The 19,308-nt window shown below is 45.0% G+C and carries 14 protein-coding genes; 8 read left to right on the top strand and 6 right to left on the bottom strand.

What is annotated here, in order from left to right; genetic code table 11:
- The first annotated feature begins 66 nt into the window (after positions 1 to 66).
- Positions 67 to 2,424 carry a PAS domain-containing hybrid sensor histidine kinase/response regulator gene (locus tag E5329_RS06120; RefSeq protein ID WP_275443066.1) on the top strand — a complete coding sequence of 786 codons (2,358 nt, stop codon included), beginning with the start codon at positions 67 to 69 and terminating at the stop codon, positions 2,422 to 2,424.
- A 244-nt stretch (positions 2,425 to 2,668) separates the two neighbouring features.
- On the opposite strand, the gene E5329_RS30495 is transcribed toward E5329_RS06120, so the two are convergent.
- The 4 genes from E5329_RS30495 to E5329_RS06140 form a co-directional block, all read right to left on the bottom strand.
- Complete coding sequence (locus E5329_RS30495; RefSeq protein ID WP_275443067.1) at positions 2,669 to 5,524, bottom strand: ABC transporter permease; 2,856 nt, start codon at positions 5,522 to 5,524, stop codon at positions 2,669 to 2,671.
- Positions 5,521 to 6,204, bottom strand: coding sequence for an ABC transporter ATP-binding protein (locus E5329_RS06130; protein ID WP_135988700.1), 684 nt, complete (start codon positions 6,202 to 6,204; stop codon positions 5,521 to 5,523). Before E5329_RS06130 ends, E5329_RS30495 begins: the two co-directional genes overlap by 4 nt.
- Before the next feature lie 189 nt (positions 6,205 to 6,393).
- Complete coding sequence (locus E5329_RS06135) at positions 6,394 to 7,398, bottom strand: sensor histidine kinase (RefSeq protein ID WP_275443068.1); 1,005 nt, start codon at positions 7,396 to 7,398, stop codon at positions 6,394 to 6,396.
- A 40-nt stretch (positions 7,399 to 7,438) separates the two neighbouring features.
- A complete protein-coding gene (locus tag E5329_RS06140; protein WP_135988702.1) occupies positions 7,439 to 8,116 on the bottom strand; it encodes a response regulator transcription factor in 678 nt (225 codons plus the stop codon).
- A gap of 82 nt (positions 8,117 to 8,198) precedes the next feature.
- On the opposite strand from E5329_RS06140, the gene E5329_RS06145 reads away from it, so the two are divergent.
- Positions 8,199 to 9,140, top strand: coding sequence for an ROK family glucokinase (locus E5329_RS06145; RefSeq protein ID WP_135988703.1), 942 nt, complete (start codon positions 8,199 to 8,201; stop codon positions 9,138 to 9,140).
- A gap of 62 nt (positions 9,141 to 9,202) precedes the next feature.
- Here E5329_RS06145 and E5329_RS06150 read toward each other — a convergent pair whose 3' ends face one another.
- On the bottom strand, positions 9,203 to 10,999 hold the full coding sequence (locus tag E5329_RS06150) for an Ig-like domain-containing protein (RefSeq protein WP_168356539.1): 1,797 nt from the start codon (positions 10,997 to 10,999) through the stop codon (positions 9,203 to 9,205).
- 393 nt (positions 11,000 to 11,392) lie between these two features.
- On the opposite strand from E5329_RS06150, the gene nrdD reads away from it, so the two are divergent.
- The 5 genes from nrdD (at position 11,393) to pyk (ending at position 17,289) form a co-directional block, all read left to right on the top strand.
- A complete protein-coding gene (gene nrdD / locus E5329_RS06155; protein WP_135988705.1) occupies positions 11,393 to 13,555 on the top strand; it encodes an anaerobic ribonucleoside-triphosphate reductase in 2,163 nt (720 codons plus the stop codon).
- Positions 13,556 to 13,573: 18 nt separating this feature from the next.
- The gene (nrdG, locus tag E5329_RS06160; RefSeq protein ID WP_135988706.1) at positions 13,574 to 14,092 is read left to right on the top strand and encodes an anaerobic ribonucleoside-triphosphate reductase activating protein; all 519 of its coding nucleotides are present in this window, start codon (positions 13,574 to 13,576) and stop codon (positions 14,090 to 14,092) included.
- Positions 14,093 to 14,195: 103 nt separating this feature from the next.
- Positions 14,196 to 14,624, top strand: coding sequence for a hypothetical protein (locus E5329_RS06165; RefSeq protein ID WP_135988707.1), 429 nt, complete (start codon positions 14,196 to 14,198; stop codon positions 14,622 to 14,624).
- 75 nt (positions 14,625 to 14,699) lie between these two features.
- The gene (locus E5329_RS06170; protein ID WP_135988708.1) at positions 14,700 to 16,193 is read left to right on the top strand and encodes a L,D-transpeptidase family protein; all 1,494 of its coding nucleotides are present in this window, start codon (positions 14,700 to 14,702) and stop codon (positions 16,191 to 16,193) included.
- A 40-nt stretch (positions 16,194 to 16,233) separates the two neighbouring features.
- Positions 16,234 to 17,289: a pyruvate kinase gene (gene pyk / locus E5329_RS06175; RefSeq protein WP_135988709.1), complete on the top strand. Its 1,056-nt coding sequence runs from the start codon at positions 16,234 to 16,236 to the stop codon at positions 17,287 to 17,289.
- A 17-nt stretch (positions 17,290 to 17,306) separates the two neighbouring features.
- On the opposite strand, the gene E5329_RS06180 is transcribed toward pyk, so the two are convergent.
- Positions 17,307 to 18,164 carry a class I SAM-dependent methyltransferase gene (locus tag E5329_RS06180; protein ID WP_135988710.1) on the bottom strand — a complete coding sequence of 286 codons (858 nt, stop codon included), beginning with the start codon at positions 18,162 to 18,164 and terminating at the stop codon, positions 17,307 to 17,309.
- Between the two features lie 441 nt (positions 18,165 to 18,605).
- Between E5329_RS06180 and E5329_RS06185 the strand changes: the two genes are divergently transcribed.
- Positions 18,606 to 19,157, top strand: a complete 552-nt coding sequence (locus E5329_RS06185; protein WP_135988711.1) for a hypothetical protein — start codon at positions 18,606 to 18,608, stop codon at positions 19,155 to 19,157.
- Positions 19,158 to 19,308: the final 151 nt, after the last annotated feature.

Consider the following 19,308-nt stretch of genomic DNA (forward strand, 5'->3'; position numbering starts at 1 on the left):
TATACGGATGTGGTAAAATAGCAACAGTGCCCTGGCGTTTGGACACATAGAAAAAGGAGGAAGACGATGCAATCAAAAAATCAGAAGAAGAGGAATGCTGTTTTTATCATAGGAGGCGGAATTGTGCTGGCGGCAATTCTCCTTATTGTGATAATATGTGAGGCAGAAGGTGCGAAAACAGGCGCAGGTCAGGCTGCTTACATACTGGAAAGGATAGGGATGGAATCTCCGAAGGCTTTCCACTGGTCCCTGGTTCAGACTGCCATTGTAGCGCTGGGGATGCTTCTGGTATTTTTGATAGTGATTCATCAGTTCAGAAAAAATACAAAGATTCTTCTGGAACAGGAACAGGCGGATAAGGAGCAGCTCAGGGAGGCGATTTCCCAGATTGAGCGGGAGAAGGCCGCAATGGAGAATATCCAGGCGGCTCTGGGCTCCGGCCCCTGGAGTATGGAGTTTAACCAGGATGGGGAAATCATCTCCTGTATCTGGACCGATGTGTTCCGAAATATGCTGGGATACCAGGGCGAAGCAGATTTTCCAAACAGGCTGGATTCCTGGTCGAATTTGCTGCATGAAGAGGATAAAGAGTATGTGATGAAGGAGTACTGGGACACGGTAAGAGATTATACTGGTCAGAAGACCTATGATGTGAAATACCGTCTTCTTACCAGAAATGCAGGGTGGAGATGGTTCCATGCAGCCGGCCGGCTGTCCAGGAGGGAGGATGGTTCGCCGGTCACCTTTGTAGGTTTTTTTGTAGATATTGATGATGAGAAGAAGATGGAAGCCCAGTTGGAAGCCCAGAGAGAGGATCTTCAGAATGCCTTGGCTGCGGCTCAGCACGCCAACCGGGCGAAAACAACGTTTCTCAACAATATGTCCCATGATATCCGGACTCCTATGAATGCCATCATAGGCTTTACATCCCTGGCTGCCGCACATATTGATAATACAGAACAGGTGCGGGATTATCTGGCAAAGATTGCCACTTCCAGCAATCATCTGCTGAGCCTGATTAATGATGTGCTGGATATGAGCCGCATTGAAAGCGGAAAGGTGAAAATCGAGGAAATGGAGAGTTCTCTTCCGGAAATTCTGCATGACTTAAAGACCATTGTACAGGCAGATATCATGTCAAAGCAGTTGGATTTCTATATTGATACAGTGGATGTGGTAAATGAACATGTATTGTGCGACAAACTTAAGCTGAATCAGGTTTTGCTGAATCTGCTGAGTAATGCCATGAAATTTACAAAGCCGGGCGGTATGGTAAGCGTTCGGATTCTGCAGAAAAAAACTGCGCCGGAAGGCTATGCCGCGTATGAATTTCAGGTAAAGGATACAGGAATCGGAATGAGCCCGGAATTTTTAAAGAATGTGTTTGAACCCTTTGAGCGTGAGAGAACAAGTACGGTCAGCAAAACCCAGGGAACCGGGCTTGGCATGGCGATTACCAGGAACATTGTGGATATGATGGGAGGAACCATCGCTGTGGACAGTAAGGTGGGAAAAGGGACCACGTTTACCGTATCTCTGCAGTTTAAGACCTGTTCCGGGCCGGTAAGGCAGGAAACGATTCCTGAGCTGCAGGGGCTCCGTGCGCTTGTGGTGGACGATGACTTCAATACCTGCTCCAGTGTGACGAAAATGCTGTCTGACATCGGCATGCGCCCGGACTGGACAACATCCGGTAAGGAGGCTGTGCTTCGGGTAAAACTTGCCGGAGAACAAAATGACGAGTATGCGGTATATATCATAGACTGGCTTATGCCGGATATGAATGGAGTTGAAGTGGTGAGGCGGATTCGTGGGCTCATTGGGGAAGAGACGCCCATTATCATTCTGACTGCCTATGATTGGTCAGATATTGAAGAAGAGGCGAGAAAAGCAGGCGTCACAGCTTTTTGTTCCAAACCAATCTTTTTATCAGAGCTCAGAGAGATACTGGAGTCGCCTTTTGCAGCCCAAAAATCAGAAGAAGATTTGCAGGAAACATTTTCCTTCCATGGAAAGAAGATTCTCTTGGTGGAGGATATTGAACTGAACCAGGAGATTGCCGTGGTGATTCTGCAGGAGGCCGGCTTTGATGTAGATGTTGCGGATAACGGCGCCGTTGCGGTAAAACGGATGCGGGAAGCAAAGCCCGGCCAGTATGATCTGGTTTTGATGGATATCCAGATGCCGGTGATGGACGGTTATGAAGCCACAAAACAGATTCGGGCGCTGGAGAATCCTGAGATCGCCGGTATCCCGATTATTGCCATGACGGCCAACGCTTTTGATGAAGATAAAAAAGCGGCGCTGGAAGCCGGGATGAACGGTCATATTGCAAAACCCATTGATATATCCGAGCTGATGGAGCTTTTGTGGGAGACAGTAAAATCGAAATCCGAAGATGAATCTGCTGCGGAAGAAATATAAGTTCAAAGTGGCGTTATCCGCAGCGGCGTTTTAGGATGATGTACATCTAAACAGCCAAACAGGAGCTGTCGGAAAATAACTGATTTTCACAATATATGCTGTGATTCTTTTGGCTTTACAGCATATATTGTGTATTAATTTCAGTTTCTGGCAGCTCCTTTTTCTGGCTTTACCACTGGCTGCCCTCACCGGCCTGCATCACGGCATTCCGGTATCTGTGCATGCTTCAGAATCGGCCTTTCTTCTACAAATTCTCGTTCTTTAGAGCATCAATGGTATTCTCTTTCTTAATCTTACTCATAGAATACAGCATTGTCACAAATACCACAAGAAACACGCTGAACACTGCCAGCGCTACGCTGTACCAGGGAATATAGAAACTGGAGTCCAGTCCATTGGAAATGGTGCGGTAAATCTGCAGGGTCACAAGGAAGGATACTGGCAGTCCGTACAGCAGCCCTTTAAACCCATAGAGCAGGCATTCGAAATTCATCATTTTCCGAAAGCTCTCCGGCGTCAGTCCCACAGATTTCAGCATGGCAAATTCTCTTCGTCTCAGGTTGATATTGGTGGAAATTGTGTTGAATATATTTGCCGCCGCAATCAGTGAAATCAGCGTAATAAATCCAAAAGCAAACACGTTAATTACCGTCACCATGGCCCGGTCATTATCCACGCTGGCTGCGTAGTCAAAAATATTGTCAGGCGAAAGGTCCTTGTCGGCCAGCAGCCTGCGCATGGCTTCGTAGGTTTCCGCATGGTTTTCGCATTGGAAATACATATGTTTGGTGGCTTTTTCACTGAGGGGGACGCCGGAAATATTCTGGTAGTCCTCGTCTGGTTCCAGGGAAGAAAACACTTCATCCATAAAGCTGTAAGGGAAAAACAGCTGTGGAATTTCCTGCTCATCGGCAAATAACGCAGGAGTGTTGGGCAGGGTTGTTCCAATGGTAATCGGGATGGTGCGGCAGCCTTCTTCCAACGGTTCTTTGTACTCCGTATCATTGTTATAATCCCAGTTCACGCACTGGATTTCACCAGTTTCTTTATCTATTTCAAGATTGCGGGAAAAATCTTCGGCCATAAGGATTACGTGAAGCTGCAGATTTGCTCCGGCTATATCTGAAAACATGTTGTGGCTGAGATAGCGTCCATCGTATCCATACACCCGCAGAGCGTCTATCAGGATAGCTGTGGGATGCTCCCGATCATAATAGATGGATTTCGGAAGGTTCTGTTCTTCCAGGTATCGGAGGAAGGCCTCGTCTTCCAGGAAATTCAATTGAAAATCTGCAAGGGAAGAGGCGTATTCTTTGTATTCATTCCCCTGTGCTTCGGCCAACTCTTTTTGGCAATTGCGGTAGTCCTGGCTTAAAGAAGATGTATTGAGAGAACCTGTCAAATAATAGAGCTGTGAGGAATAAACGCTTTCTGTTACATTTTTCATATTTGATAATTCAGAAAAAATCTCGTCAAGGGGATAACCTTCCTCATCCTCATGGTAGGTATAAAAAATGTCATAGTCTGCATTGGATATTACGGTATTTATAGATTTCGTTAGGTAGCTGCACCAGCTGCTGGCGGAAATAAACAGCACAATGCTTAAAAATAACGAAATCACAGTAGCGCGGTACTTTTTCCGGTTGCGCTTGTAATTTTTCGTTGCAAGCATGCCCTCAAAACCGAAAAATTTCTCTGTAAGCCTTGAAGTTTTCACCTTTCCCGGACGGATGGCGATATCCTCAGTCTGGCGGATAGCGTCAATGGCTGATTTTTTCACTGCCCGCCGGACGGGAAGGTAGGCGGAAATCAGTATGGTCAGCATGGAAATGAGAATAGCGGCGGCCAGGGCGGCAAGGGAAGGGTGCAGACTCAAAGAAACCTGCTTGGCAGGGCCAAGAGCCTGAATCACCGAATCCATTCCGGAAATCCCAGGGGTGCCTGGAATGCCAAGAACCCGGCCAATCATATCCCCTGTAAAAAAGAAAGTGACGCCAATGCCCAAAAGTCCGGACAGAATTCCCAGAGGAATGCCGATACATCCTAAAAATAATGCTTCAAACAATACGCTTCCGGTCAGCTGTCTTCTGGTTGCTCCAATGGAGGATAACAGCCCGAATTGTCTGGTGCGTTCACTGACGGAAATGGAAAATGCATTGTAAATCAGTGAAATGGAACCGAACATGATAATGGCAATTAAGATTGCCCCAAGGCCGAATAACACGCTGTTGTATCTGCTTTCTCCGGAATAGCCGTAGAGCCGCAGCAGGTCATAATTGAAGGAGGAACTGCAATAATCAGAATCCGTCAGTCCTTCGTGGATGGCCATGAGGGTAGAAACAGCGTCTTTGCCGGAAACAGTGCGGACATACAGATGGTAAAGGTTTTCACTGTCATTTTCCCCAATGGTGAGGGCAGTATAAGCGGGCGTGGAATAGTCTTCAAAAGAAGGCCGTGCATAGAATCCCGTCACTTTGTAAGTTCTGGCTTCGCCGGGGATCAGCTCCTCTTTGGTATTGGCACGTTTCCGATCATCTTCGGAATACAGCCTGGAATTGTCCAGATCCGGATTGTTCAGATATTCCGTGTCATTGGTTAACATCTGGCCTGTGTCATCCTGCCGGATTCCCGGCCTTAGTTCCAGCGTGTCATTCAGTTCATATTCAACGCCGCCATTGTAGGATAAATGGTTGGGAAGCAGGATTTCACTGCTGTTTTCCGGCATTCGCCCGCTGGTAATGTGTATGGGCATCATATCAGTGAAATCCTTTTGGATTCCGTAGACTCCCAGATAAGGCTTTGAGTTGTTGGTGCAGCCTTCCAGCATGGAATATCCCAGAAATTCCATGGATACAGCTTGGCTGATTTTATCGTTGGAAGCGATGATTTCAGCATTTTTCGCAGAAACGTTCTGGAATGTGCCGTACCAGTTTCCATTGTCATAGATGGTGGACTGTATCAGGCAGTGCCGCAGGGTAGAAAGGCTGATGGTGGTGGCGCTGAACATGGCGGCAGAGAGAATAATCCCTACAATGGTAACCAGCGTCCGGGTTCGGTTTTCTTTCAAATTTTTCAATGTGAGTTTCTGGAAAATATTCATGAGCGGAGCACCTCATCTCTGATAATTTTGCCGTCTTCTAAAGCAATGACCCGGTTGGCCTGAAGGGCAATATTTTCGTCATGGGTAATGACCACCAATGTTTGTTTGTAAGCTTCGTTGGAGTATTTTAACAGTTCTACAATTTCCTGGCTGTTTTTGGAGTCCAGATTCCCGGTGGGTTCGTCGGCAAGCACCACTGCCGGGGCGTTCATCAGGGCGCGGCCAATGGAGACGCGCTGCTGCTGTCCGCCGGATAACTGGTTGGGCAGATGTCCTTCCCGGCCTTTCAGTGACAAAATATTCAGAAGCTCCTCTAATCTCTCCTGATTTACCTCCCGGCTGTCCATCAGTACCGGAAGCGTCATATTTTCCGTTACATTCAGTACCGGAATTAAGTTGTAAAACTGATAAATCAACCCTACCTGCCGGCGGCGGAAAACCGCAAGCTGACTTTCGTTCTGGGCGTAAACGTCTGTGCCTTCCATAAATACTTTGCCGGAGGTGGGCACATCCACGCCGCCCAACACATGCAGCAGAGTGGATTTTCCAGAACCGGAGGGGCCGATAATGGCAAGGAATTCTCCTTTTTCCACGGAGAAAGAAACGTCGTCCAATGCCCTGACCTGGTTTTCTCCAGAGCCGTAGATTTTTGTTAAATGTTCTGCTTTTAAAATTTCCATATGATTTCGCTCCTTTTTGTTCTGCAGGTGATTTTATTTTATTCTAACCAGGCAGGGTGACAGTGCAGTGACTTCTCTGTGACAAAATTGTCACCAAAGAAAATCACTGACAGCACTCCGATTTTAACCGCCAAAATGCGATAACTCTGGATATTCATTGCCGGAGCGCTATTTGGATACACAGAAGATTCAGGACTGGGGATAAAATTTAATCGTAAACCTGGCTCCTCCTTCCGGCCGGTTTTCCGCCTTCAAAGTCCCGTTCTGCCGGGAGACAACCATCCGGGCCAGAGCCAGGCCGATGCCTACGCTTTGCTGGGAGGCGTTTTTTCCCTTATAGAACCGTTCAAATAAATGGGGCAGATCCTCGCTGTCAAACCCGGGACCATTATCTTCAATGATGATTTCCGTGTATATGGCGTTTTGAGAAAAGGACGCCTGAATACAGCCGCCTAAGGGAGTATGCTCCATGCAGTTTTTCAGGATATTTAAAATTGCTTCCTGTGACCAGGCAGGATCTCCGGTGAAGGCAGCTTTCGGATCTCCATGAAGAGAAAAGGCCTGCTCTCGCAGCTCCATAGGAATCATCAGAGGTTCTGCAGCCTGTCGGATCAGATCTCCTGCATTTACGGGCGTTTCCTGGAAACGGACAGTTCCGGCGTCCATTTTAGACATTTTTAGCAGAGATTCCACCAGCCAGTCAATGCGGGAGAAAAGCTGCATTAATTCCTGCAGCAGCTTTTTCCGTTTGGAAAGGGGCAGATCCGGTTCCCGCAGAAGGGAAAGAATCAGATTGGAGGCAGTCAGGGGAGAGCGGATCTGATGAGAAATGTCAGCCATGGAATCTGCAAGAAATTTTTTGTCTTCCGCAAGAGCCGCAGTTTGTTCACTGAGCCGAAGGGTCATTTTAGACAGTTCATTTTCCAGAATGGACAACTCTCCTTCTTTGTATTTTTCAAATTGGATGGGGCTTTGATTGTGGAGCATATTGTCAATTTCACGGGCAAGCTGCTCCAGCCTTCGGTATCTGCGCCAGGTGAGCCAGTAGTGGGAAAATATGTACAAAATGGAAAAAAGCATCAGCAGGCTTATGGTGTGGGAAGGGAATAAGAATCCCAGGCATAGGGCAGAGCATAACAGAACAAGATACCAGGGCAAGCTTAACCTGATTTCTGGATTACGGAAAAATTTCATAAAAGTCACGGATTCCTTTCATTTTATTTTGGATACAATATCAGTCCCCCATCTTGTATCCCATTCCCCGGATTGTTTTGATCAATTCAGGATTCTGCGGGTCTTTTTCAATTTTTTCCCGCAGACGTTTGATATATACGGTCAGGGTGTTATCGTTGACAAATTCTCCAGCCATATCCCAGAGAGCGTCTAAGAGCTGAGAACGGGAAAGGACGATATCCTTATTGTTCATAAAGTACAGTAAAAGCCGGTATTCCAGAGCGGAGAGCAGAATCTCCCGGCCGTCTTTTGATACGGTTCCCCGGTTTACGTCTACGGTCAGGTTTTGGTATTCCAGCACAGTATTTGCCTTGCCGTAGCGGCGCATAATATTGTGAATGCGGGAAATCAGCTCTCTCGGCCGAAAGGGCTTGGCGATATAATCGTCGGCTCCCAAATCTAAGCCTGTGACTACACTGTATTCATCTCCTGAGGCGGTCAGGAAAATCACAGGAAGGTTAGTGGTGGATTTCACTGCCCGGCAGGTTGCGAAGCCGTTTCCTTCTGCAAGGGAAACATCCAGCAGCATCAGATCGAAGGTTGGGGCGGATTCCTCTAAGAGTGCTAAGGCTTTCGTCTGTCCGTCCACTGATGTGATGGCGAAGCCTTCCTTTTGCAGAAATTCAGTTAAGTTGGTGACGATGCTTTTGTCGTCTTCTACTAATAAAATGTGGGTCATAGAATATTTTCTCCGTTAATTATTATTGCATTTGCGTGATCGATATAGTATAACTATAATATAAAATCAATGGAGGTTCAACATGAAAAAATATGGTTTCGGCGTAGATATCGGCGGCACGACCTGCAAAATCGGCCTGTTTGAAACTACAGGAGATCTTGCGGAAAAATGGGAAATCCCCACAGACACCAGCGAAGAAGGAAAGAATATCCTGTCGGACATTGCAGCTTCTCTTCGGGGCAAGATGGCGGAGCGAAATATCGGGAAAGATGAAGTGGAAGGAATTGGCATCGGCCTTCCGGGGCCGGTGCAGCCGGACGGAAGCGTACTCTTATGCGTGAATCTTGGATGGAAAGAAAAGAATATCCCCAAAGAAATGGGAGATTTGATGGATGGAATTCAGGTGAAGGCTGAAAATGACGCCAATGTAGCGGCCCTTGGTGAAATGTGGCAGGGCGGAGGTAAAGGCTGCAAGAGCATTGTTATGGTGACTCTTGGGACAGGCGTTGGCGGCGGCATTATTGTGGATGGAAAGATTGTGTCCGGCGCCCACGGTGCAGGCGGGGAGATTGGCCATATCACAGTTAATCCTCATGAGAGTGTACCCTGCAATTGCGGCAGGAAAGGCTGCCTGGAGCAGTATTGTTCAGCCACGGGAATTGCCAGACTGGCGCAGGAAGCGCTGGCACAGGATCATGAAGTCTCTGTTTTGGACAAGGCAGCGGGAATTTCCGCCAAAACAGTGTTTGACGCCTATAAAGAACAGGATAAGCTGGCAGGGCAGATTGTGGAGAAGTTTGCTCGTATTCTGGGAAAAGGGTTAAGCAACATTGCGTGTGTGGCTGATCCGGAAGTATTTGTCATTGGCGGCGGCGTTTCTAAGGCTGGAGAGGTTTTGATTCAGGCAGTGAATCAGTATTACAGGGAAGCGGCTTTTCCTTCCTGCGTACATACGAGATTTGCATTGGCGTCTCTGGGAAATGATGCAGGAATGTATGGCTGCGTAAAATTAGTTTTGGAATAAGTATTGGAGTTAAAACAGGCGGGATATCATTTGCAGATTCGCACATGATATCCCGCCTGCTTTTATTTTTTCAGGGGCCTTGCAATCATAGTGATGTTGCTCTCCTTGTAATAAGCCCGCAGGGGTTTCTCCAGACGGTATCCGTCTCCATAATACATGGAAACATGGTAAATATTCCGGTATCTGCCGTTGCTTCCCCGGCGCATTCGGTAGAAAATTAAATCGCCTGGCAAAAGCTTAGAAGAGTCAATTCCCTTATAAGCAATGACCTTGCCGCTTCTTTCCAGATGCGCTGCCATGGAAGCGGCCGTTGGCGCCCAGGAGGAAGTGCCGCCCAATAATTTGGAATCACATCCGTAAGCCCTAAATACTAAGGAGCTGCAGTCATAATAGCCGGAGGACATGCGCCGACCCTGGCTGTAGGAAGAACTGTACATAATTTTATAGCCGGTTTTACATGCCTGCAGCGCACGCTTGGAGGCAACATCCACATGGAATTTGAAGGATACGCCGTCAGCATTAATAATGATATCGGTACTTCCGGCAGAACGGCCGGTAATCCTGCCGGACTTGTCCACCTTTGCCACAGAAGTTTTCTTGGATTTGTATGTAATCTTACTTTTGGAGGAAATTCCTGTCAGCGGAACCTTTATTTTCTTTCCAACTGCCAAAAGCTTGGAAGTGGAGGTCAGCTGAGGATTTGTTACAATTAATTGATGCTTAATGGTCTTTCCATCCACCTGGGCAATAATGGTTGTTTTCCCTGCGGTGTTTCCTGCGGTTACAGTGCCGTCCTCTTTAATGGTGGCCAGAGAAGATTTTTTTACTTTCCATTTGACGGTGCTGAATGCATTGGTGCCGGTAAGCTTGATTTTCCGCGTTTTTCCCAGGGACAGTACCGTACTGGAAGAGGTTATCTCAGGGTCGGAAATTCTCACCGTGGTGGGAAATGTGGAAGAGGTACCGTCTGAATAATTGACCGTTGCCGTAATCTGCGCAGATCCAGGCTGCTTGCCGGTGACAATGCCGCTGGTTGGAGTAACGCTGGCAATCTGGGAATTGGAGGAAGCCCAGGAAGTATTGGTAATTGTAAAGCCTGGCTTCTCAATATTATCCAGCGTAAAGGATTTGGCAGTATCCACAGCCATGGAAACCTGCTGCTGGTCAATGCCCTTTTCCAGTACCTGAACGGTGCAGACGCCCTTGCTGGTTATTTTCTGGTTATTTTCCAAGGTGGTACAGACAGCCTCTAGGGTGACCGTTCCGGGATTTTCAGCAGTAATTTTGCATTTGTTTCCGGAACTGGTGATATCTACCACTTCTGATGAGGGGTCTGCCAATCGGAAAGATACAGAATCTTCCTTTGAAACATTGCTTAAATATAAGGTAGCGCTGTCTCCCAGAATAAGAATCTGTGATTCCCGGTTCAGTTTATGGGGATTTTTTCGGACAGTTACTTCGCAGGAAGCTTTCGCGCCTGGCAGGGAAGCAGTGATGGTGGCTTTCCCCGGCTTCATGCCAGTGACCGTTCCGTTTTTATCCACGGTGGCAATTTTAGATTTTGAGGACTTCCAGGTAATTTTGGCGGAAGATTTGCCGGATACTTTCAGGCGATATGTATTCTCAGTATATACGGTAACTGATGTTTTGTTTAATTTCAGGGAAGCTGATTTTGCGGCTTTTGCACTGGATGTTAATGTCAGGGAATTTGTGCCGCTGTCAGTAGAGTTGGCGCTTGCTGTGATTGCGGCGCCAGGAGCTTCCGGAGTGGAAACAGAAGGAGCTGCCATTGAAGTAAAAGGTGTTTCCAATAAAAGCAGACAGCTGAGAGCAAGTGTGAAAAGTTTCTGGGATTTCATTTGTAACATGCCTCCTGTAAATTAAAAATATATTTGCTGTTTGTGTTCAAGATTGTTTCCGATTATAATAATAATCCCTTTTTCCATGAGTTTCAAGATTAATGAGAGAAAAAATTAAAAAATCTGTAATAATTTTATAATAATCATACCACAAATTGTTACAAAAAGAATCAGGAAAATTATGGAGATGGGAAAAGAGCGTATTGCAAATACAGAAAAACAAGAAGATGTCATAGAACAGATAAAAGAGGAGAATAATATCTGACAAATACGCGACAAAATACTGTATTTTTCATCTTGATTTTTTAGGTCGATGATACTATAATAGGAAAGCATATATAGTGTCGATGAAAATTGAAAATACTAGATTTAGTTGTTTTTGGAGGATGCGGAATGAAAATCATCAAGAGAAGCGGGAAAGAAACAGGGTTTGACGCCAGCAAGATTATTGATGCGGTGAATAAGGCAAACATGGAAGTGACAGAAAGTGACAGACTGACTCGGGAGCAGGTGGAAGCCATTGCTAAGCGGATCTCCGGTTCTTGTGAAACGATGGATCGAATCTATAATGTAGAAGAGATTCAGGATATGGTGGAAAATGAAATTATGGCTTACAAGGCCTATGAGGTGGCCAGAAAGTATATTACCTACCGATACAAACGTGCGTTGGTGAGAAAATCCAATTCTACCGATCAGCAAATTCTAAGCTTAATTGAATGTAATAATGAAGAAATTAAACAGGAAAATTCAAATAAAAATCCTGTGGTAAACAGCGTGCAGCGGGATTATATGGCAGGGGAAGTCAGCAAAGACATTACAAAGCGTTTTCTGCTGCCGGAAAAGGTGGTGCGGGCTCATGAAGAAGGAGTGATCCATTTCCATGATTCGGATTACTTTGCGCAGCATATGCATAATTGCTGTCTGGTTAATTTAGAGGATATGCTGCAGAATGGAACAGTAATCAGTGAGACTATGATTGAGCGTCCTAAGAGCTTTTCCACGGCATGCAACATTGCCACCCAGGCCATTGCTCAGATTGCCAGTTCCCAGTACGGAGGCCAGAGCATTACGCTGTCTCATCTGGCGCCCTTTGTGGACGTGAGCCGCCGGAAATTAAGAAAGATGGTGCGGCGGGAATTTCAGACGGCAAAGCTTCCGCTGGAGGATTCAAAGATTAATGAAGTGGCTGAGATGAGGGTCAAAGAAGAAATCCGGCGGGGCGTCCAGATGATACAGTATCAGGTGATAACCCTGATGACCACCAACGGACAGGCGCCTTTTGTCACAGTATTTATGTATCTGAATGAAGTAGAAGAAGGCCAGACCAGGGATGATCTTGCACTGGTGATTAAAGAAATGCTTCTCCAGCGGATGCAGGGAGTCAAAAATGAAAAAGGCGTGTATATTACGCCTGCTTTTCCTAAATTGATTTATGTGCTGGAGGAGAATAATATCCGGGAAGGCAGTCCCTACTGGGAACTGACCCGATTAGCGGCAAAATGCACCGCCAAACGTATGGTGCCGGATTATATTTCGGAAAAAGTAATGAAGGAAAATAAACAGGGGAATTGCTATCCCTGTATGGGCTGCCGTTCCTTTTTGACAGTTTATCATGACGAGCAGGGAAAGGCGAAATTCTACGGACGTTTTAATCAGGGCGTGGTAACCTTGAATCTGGTGGACGTTGCGTGTTCTTCTGGGAAAGACATGGATAAATTTTGGGAAATCCTGGAGGAGAGAATGGAATTGTGCAGAGAGGCCTTGATGCTTCGGCATAACCGGCTGAAAGGGACTCCTTCGGATGTGGCTCCGATCCTGTGGCAGTATGGGGCGCTGGCCCGCCTGAAAAAAGGAGAAGTGATAGACAGGCTGCTCTATGGCGGATATTCTACGATATCTCTGGGATATGCGGGGCTTTGTGAATGCGCCAGATATATGACGGGAAAATCTCACACCGATCCGGAGGCTACGCCCTTTGCGCTGAAAGTGATGGAAAGACTGAATCAGGCGTGCAAAAAATGGGAAAAAGAAACGGATATTGCTTTCAGTCTGTATGGAACGCCTTTGGAATCCACTACTTATAAATTTGCAAAATGTCTGCAGCGGCGGTTTGGAATTATTGAGGGAGTGACCGATAAAAACTATATCACCAATAGTTATCACATTCATGTGACAGAGGAAATTGATGCTTTCAGCAAGCTGACCTTTGAGGCTCAGTTTCAGAAATTGTCTCCTGGCGGTGCAGTAAGCTATGTGGAAGTGCCGGATATGCAGGGAAATCTGGATGCGGTGCTGACAGTGATGCAGCATATCTATGATAATATTATGTACGGAGAGCTGAATACAAAAAGCGATTACTGTCAGGTGTGCGGCTACGAAGGTGAAATCAGAATTGTATCAGATACAGACGGAAAGCTGGTGTGGGAATGTCCCAATTGCCAGAACCGGGAGGAAGATAAGATGAATGTTGCCCGGAGAACCTGCGGTTATATCGGCACACAGTTCTGGAATCAGGGAAGAACCCAGGAAATTCAGGAAAGAGTGCTTCATTTGTAAGAATTAAGGAGTACCGTTATGCATTATGGTGAAATTAAAAAAACAGACATTGCCAATGGAGAAGGGGTCAGGGTTTCCCTTTTTGTTTCCGGCTGCACCCATCACTGCGCCGGCTGTTTTAACAGTGAGACCTGGGACTTTTCGTATGGAAAGGAATTTACCAGAGCGACAGAGGATGAATTGCTGGAGCTGCTGAGTCCCTCTTACATTGCAGGACTTTCCCTGTTGGGCGGAGAGCCTATGGAACCGGAAAATCAGCAGACGCTGCTGCCTTTTTTGCGGCGGGTAAAAGAAAGGTATCCGCAGAAAACTGTCTGGTGTTATACCGGATATCTTTTTGACAGGGAGCTGCAGGGAAAGGGAAGAGCGGTATGCGGGGCAACAGAGGAGTTGCTTTCTCTGATTGATATATTGGTGGACGGAGAATTTGTCCAGGAAAAGAAAAATATTTCTTTGCGGTTCCGTGGTTCAGAGAACCAGAGAATTATTGATGTAAAGAAAAGCCTGGAACAGGGAACAATAGTTCAAGTTCTTTGACGCCAGGTTTTTGCCGAAGGAATTATGAAATTTTTAAGATAATTTTAATAAAAGATGAAAGACACAAATGCACAGAACAGATAAAATAGAGGAAAGCTTGTTAATGATGGAGTATAATAGTAAACAGGAGCAAAATAAGTATTATAAAGTAGTTTTAGTCAGAATTGAAACAGACGAGTACATTATCCTGAAAGGACCGGAGGAGGAAAAGCTATTGGCCGGTATTTTACAGGATGATTATAATTCCACCAGGTATGAGAAAATGATTCAGCTGTTGGCAGAAGAGGTGGTAATGAAAGAATATCGGAAGATGTTTTCTTCCATATTTTCTATGGAAAACATTCAGAAAGAATTTGAGGAAGGAAAGAATGTGATAGAATATTCTTATGTCCGAAATGTAGGAGATGAAAATAGCGTGGTGAATACAAAAGTGTATCCCAGAACAAAACAGGGAGACAGCTTGAAGGAATTTATGGTATACGTTTTGTTGGAACCTGGAATGCAGGCGGAAGGAAATAAGAGGGCTGTCTGAAAGAACCAGGAAATGCTGGGAGGAAATAAGAAGACTGTCTGAAAGAACCAGGAGATGCTGGGAGGAGGAATGCATATGCGGGAAAAAATAGAGCGAAGGAGAAAACGGAGAATTATCATAGGAAGTATCGCAGGAATTATCCTGCTGTTGGCTGCCGTTTATTTCGGTATGGCTTTATATTTCAAAAGCCACTTTTTCTTCCGAACCAGAATCAATGGGTGGAAAGTAGGCGGTATGAGTCTGGAAAAGGCGGAAGAAAAGGTAGGCGAAGGCGTGGAGGATTATCTTTTGACTGTTTTTGACAGAAAAGGAGAGAAGCATCATATTTATGGGCAGGACATTGCATGTGAATATGTGCCGGACGGTTCTGTGGAGAAGCTGTTGAAGGTCCAGGAGCCGATCCGCTGGATTCTGGCGGTTTTTGAACCAGTAAAAGACGAAGTTCCGATTACCATGAAATATAAAGAAGAATTAATTTCTAATGCAGTATCAAGAATGGACTGCTTCCAGGAAGAAAGTATAATTGAACCAGAAAATGCGGAGATTCGGCTGGGGGACGACGGGTATTATATTGAGCCGGAAGAAATGGGGACCCATATGATATTTGAGAATGTACTGGAGAAGGTAAAGCAAGCGGTTTCCGCAGGGGACTCAGAAGTGAGCCTGACAGATGAAGATTACATAAATCCGGAATATACGCAGGAAAGCCCAAAGGTTACAGAAACCATGGAGCGGATTACGCGCTATGAGAATGCAGAGATTACTTATGAAATTAAAGACTATGAAGAAAAACTGACCAAGGAGCAGATCCGTGAATTTATTCAGCTTGGGGACAATTACAGTGTTTCCCTGAAAACAGATGAAATTGAAAAATATGTGCAGAATCTTGCAAGCACTTATAATACCTATGCAGACGTCCGCTCCTTTAAAACTTCTTCTGGAGATACGGTGGAAATCGGCGGAGGAGATTATGGCTGGATTGTAAATAAGCCGAAAGAGGCGGAACAGATTGCCGCGGATTTGGAGGCCGGGGAACCGGTAAGCCGGGAACCTGTATATTCTCAGCGTCCCTTTGCAGAGGGAAAGGATGATATCGGGAATACTTATATCGAGATAGATTATACCAAACAGCATCTGTGGTATTATGAAAACGGCAGCCTGGTAGTGGAAACAGATGTGGTGACAGGCAATATCAGCCGGAACAATGGTTCTCCGGATGGGGTGTTCAAAATCGTGTATAAAGAAAGCCCGGCAGTGCTGAAAGGCGAGGATTATGAGTCGGATGTTACTTATTTTATGCCCTTTGCCTATAATGTGGGAATTCATGATGCATCCTGGAGAAATGGAAGATTCGGCGGCGAAATATATAAAAGCAGCGGTTCCCATGGCTGTATCAATGCGCCGTTAGAGGTGGCAACGATTCTTTATGAAAAAGTAAAAGTGGGAACGCCGGTGATTGCCTTTTATCGGGAAGAGGTGGAATTATCTGCGGAAAACGCCAAGATTTCCAATGCATTTTCTTATGTAGATCCAGAGAAGGAAAAAGAAGAAGCCGGGCAGGAGCAGTAAAAGATAAAATTATTTTGGTATAGAAAAGGTGCAGGGAAAAATGGAAAAGACAGAGATTTATGGAACAATTGGCCCTGCCTGTGCAAAACAGGAAATACTTACAGAAATGTTTCGTTTGGGAATGACCGGAGTCCGTCTCAATATGTCCCATACAGAACTGGAAAAATGCCGGGAATGGACGGAAATGGTTCTATCCGCTGCCAGTGCAGCCGGAATCCATCCCCGGCTATTAATTGATTTGCGGGGGCCGGAGCTTCGGATTGGACACTTGAAGGAACCTGTGAAACTGCAGGAAGGAAAAGGAATAAATCTGCGGAAAATGGAAGAGGAAGAGCTTTTGCCCAAAGTTCTCAGTAATGGGAGAAAAAATTCCAGTTTCGAAACAGATATTCCAGTGCCCGGTATCGTTTTTCCTTACTTGCAAAAGAGGCAGGAGGTGCTGCTGGACGATGGAAAGATCCAGCTTGAGATAACCGAAATTTCCGAACAAGCTGCTTGCTGCAGGATCATCCGCGGCGGCTTGCTGCAGTCGAAAAAAAGCATAGCTCTGCCGGGAACAAGAATGCATTTACCGGCATTGACAGAAAGTGATAGAAGAAATATCCGAAATGCAAAATCTCATGGAGTTACCGGAGTGATGCAGCCGTTTGTGCGAAATGCGCAAGATTTACAGGATTTAAAACAGGAATTAAAAAATGTAGAGGCTTCTGATTTAGAAGTTTTTGCAAAAATAGAGAATATGGAAGGCGTGGAACGCCTGGAAGAACTGCTTCCCTATGCAGATCAGATTGTGATTGCAAGAGGCGATCTGGGAAATAGTATGCCTTTGTGGGAACTGCCCGCAGTGCAGGAGGAAATTGCACAGAAATGTAAAAAAGCCAAAAAACCGTTTATGGTAGTTACTCAAATGCTGGCCTCCATGGAGAAGAATCCTGTCCCCACACGGGCAGAAGTATCTGATATTTTCCGTGCGGTACAGGAGGGAGCCGCCAGTGTCATGGTAACTGGGGAAACTGCTGTGGGGAACTATCCAAAAGCAGTCATCCAGTATTTGTCCAATACTGTGAAGGCGGCAAAACAGTATTTGCAGAAATAAATACATGTCTTAGTTCTTTATGCTTCCCAGCGTCCGCTTGCGCCGCAGGGAAGCGTCAGGCCGGTGGAAGAGACCAAAAGACCGATTTCCTGGGCGTCTATGGTTCCATAAAATTTTCTCAATTCTGTGCCAAGCATATAGGCAAGCACTGCAGGCTGCAGACCGGTGGTGTAAGAGTTGATCAGAAAGAACAGAGGCTGATCAGAAAGAAGCCTGGCGCATAATTTTACCAGAGGAAATACAGCGTCTTCAATTTTCCAGATTTCCCCTTTGGGGCCTCGCCCATAAGAAGGCGGGTCCATAATAATAGCGTCATAGTGATTATTCCGCCTTAATTCACGTTCTGCAAATTTTACACAATCATCTACAATCCACCGGATGGGCGCGTTAGAGAGGCCGGAGGAAACGGCATTTTCCTTTGCCCAGGTAACCATTCCTTTGGAGGCGTCCACATGGGTGACGCTTGCTCCGGCAGCGGCAGCGGCAACGGTAGCGCCTCCGGTGTAGGCAAAGAGATTCAAAACTTTTACCGGCCGGTTTGCATGTTTGATTTTCTCGCTGAACCAGTCCCAGTTGACTGCTTGTTCCGGAAACAGTCCGGTATGCTTGAAATTAAATGGCTTTAGATGAAATGTCAGGTTCTTGTAATGCAAATCCCATTGTTTGGGTAAATCGAAAAATTCCCATTCTCCGCCTCCTTTTTTACTGCGGTGATAATGGGCGTTTCTCTGTTTCCAACCGTTGTTGGTCCGAGGAGTGTCCCAAATGACCTGAGGGTCCGGTCTGACAAGAAGGTACTTCCCCCAGCGTTCCAGTTTTTCTCCCTTGGAGCAATCTATTACTTCGTATTCTTTCCAGTTATCTGCAATCCACATAAACGCTGTCCTTTCCTTGTGTATCTATTTTGTCCCATTGTAGCACAGTGGAGAAAAGATGAAAAGGGAATTTTATCTCATAGGAATTTAAAAATTCATTTTAGGTTAGTGATTTTTTTCTGCAAAAATTATTGCGATGCCGTGGAAAAAGTGCTAGAATAACAACCATAAATTAGAATACAAATAATAAACAAGACGAGTGTTTATATGTATAGTGAGACAATGGATGTGGATTGCAGCCAATTTAGGAATACTAGATTATTGAGAAAAAGCCCTTAAAAAGGGCTTTTTATATTCAAGTGTATGGGGTGACGGAGGATAGAGTGTGTATGGGGCAATTACAGTGGGAGAAATATTGTTAACTGAGCAAGAAAAGAATGATTTTATTTTTTGATGGTAATGTGCAAAACTTACGAATAGTGACAAAGTTACAGATATTAAATGATGCTTATGGGGCAAATTTTACATATAGAAGAAGGGGATAAAGTATTATCAAGGGTTCGCATGTTCAGAAATTATACACAAGGTTATTTATTTGAGAAAGCTATTAATGAATTTATGGATAATTATGACAGTATTATGAATGGAACCTATAAAAAAGAATTGTTAGATTCCCATAAAGATTTTGTTCACTATTTGAAGAAAGATGTAACAGGAAAATATTGTTTTAGTTGTCATGAGGTTTTGGCATTAGAATTGGTAGGCGATAAAGTAATAAAAACGTTGTTGGATGTTTTTGTATCAGCTTTAACAGAAAGTAACGTGAAAGAATTAGAAAACTCTGCATTGTTTCAGGGGAAAATATATAGTTTAATTTCTTCTAATTTTAAATATATTGCTCTTCATGATTATAATCGAAATTGCCAAATGAAACTTAAAGATATTGGTGTGTATGACAAATTACGTTTAGTTGTAGATTTTATTTCTGGAATGACAGATTCATATGCAGTCAATTTGTATAAAGAATTAACAGGGATAAGCCTTCCACAATAAAATATTATTGGAAGAATGTTAAGTTATTAAGATACATTGAGTATTGAGATGACTAGAAAGGATAATATGATTAGTTTTGTTTATTAATCATATAACTATGATGTTGGGGTCAAAAGCCCCGCTATAGTACCTTGAAAAGTTCATATATTTT

Origin of the sequence: Petralouisia muris, assembly GCF_004793545.1 — a bacterium.
GTDB lineage: Bacteria > Bacillota > Clostridia > Lachnospirales > Lachnospiraceae > Petralouisia > Petralouisia muris.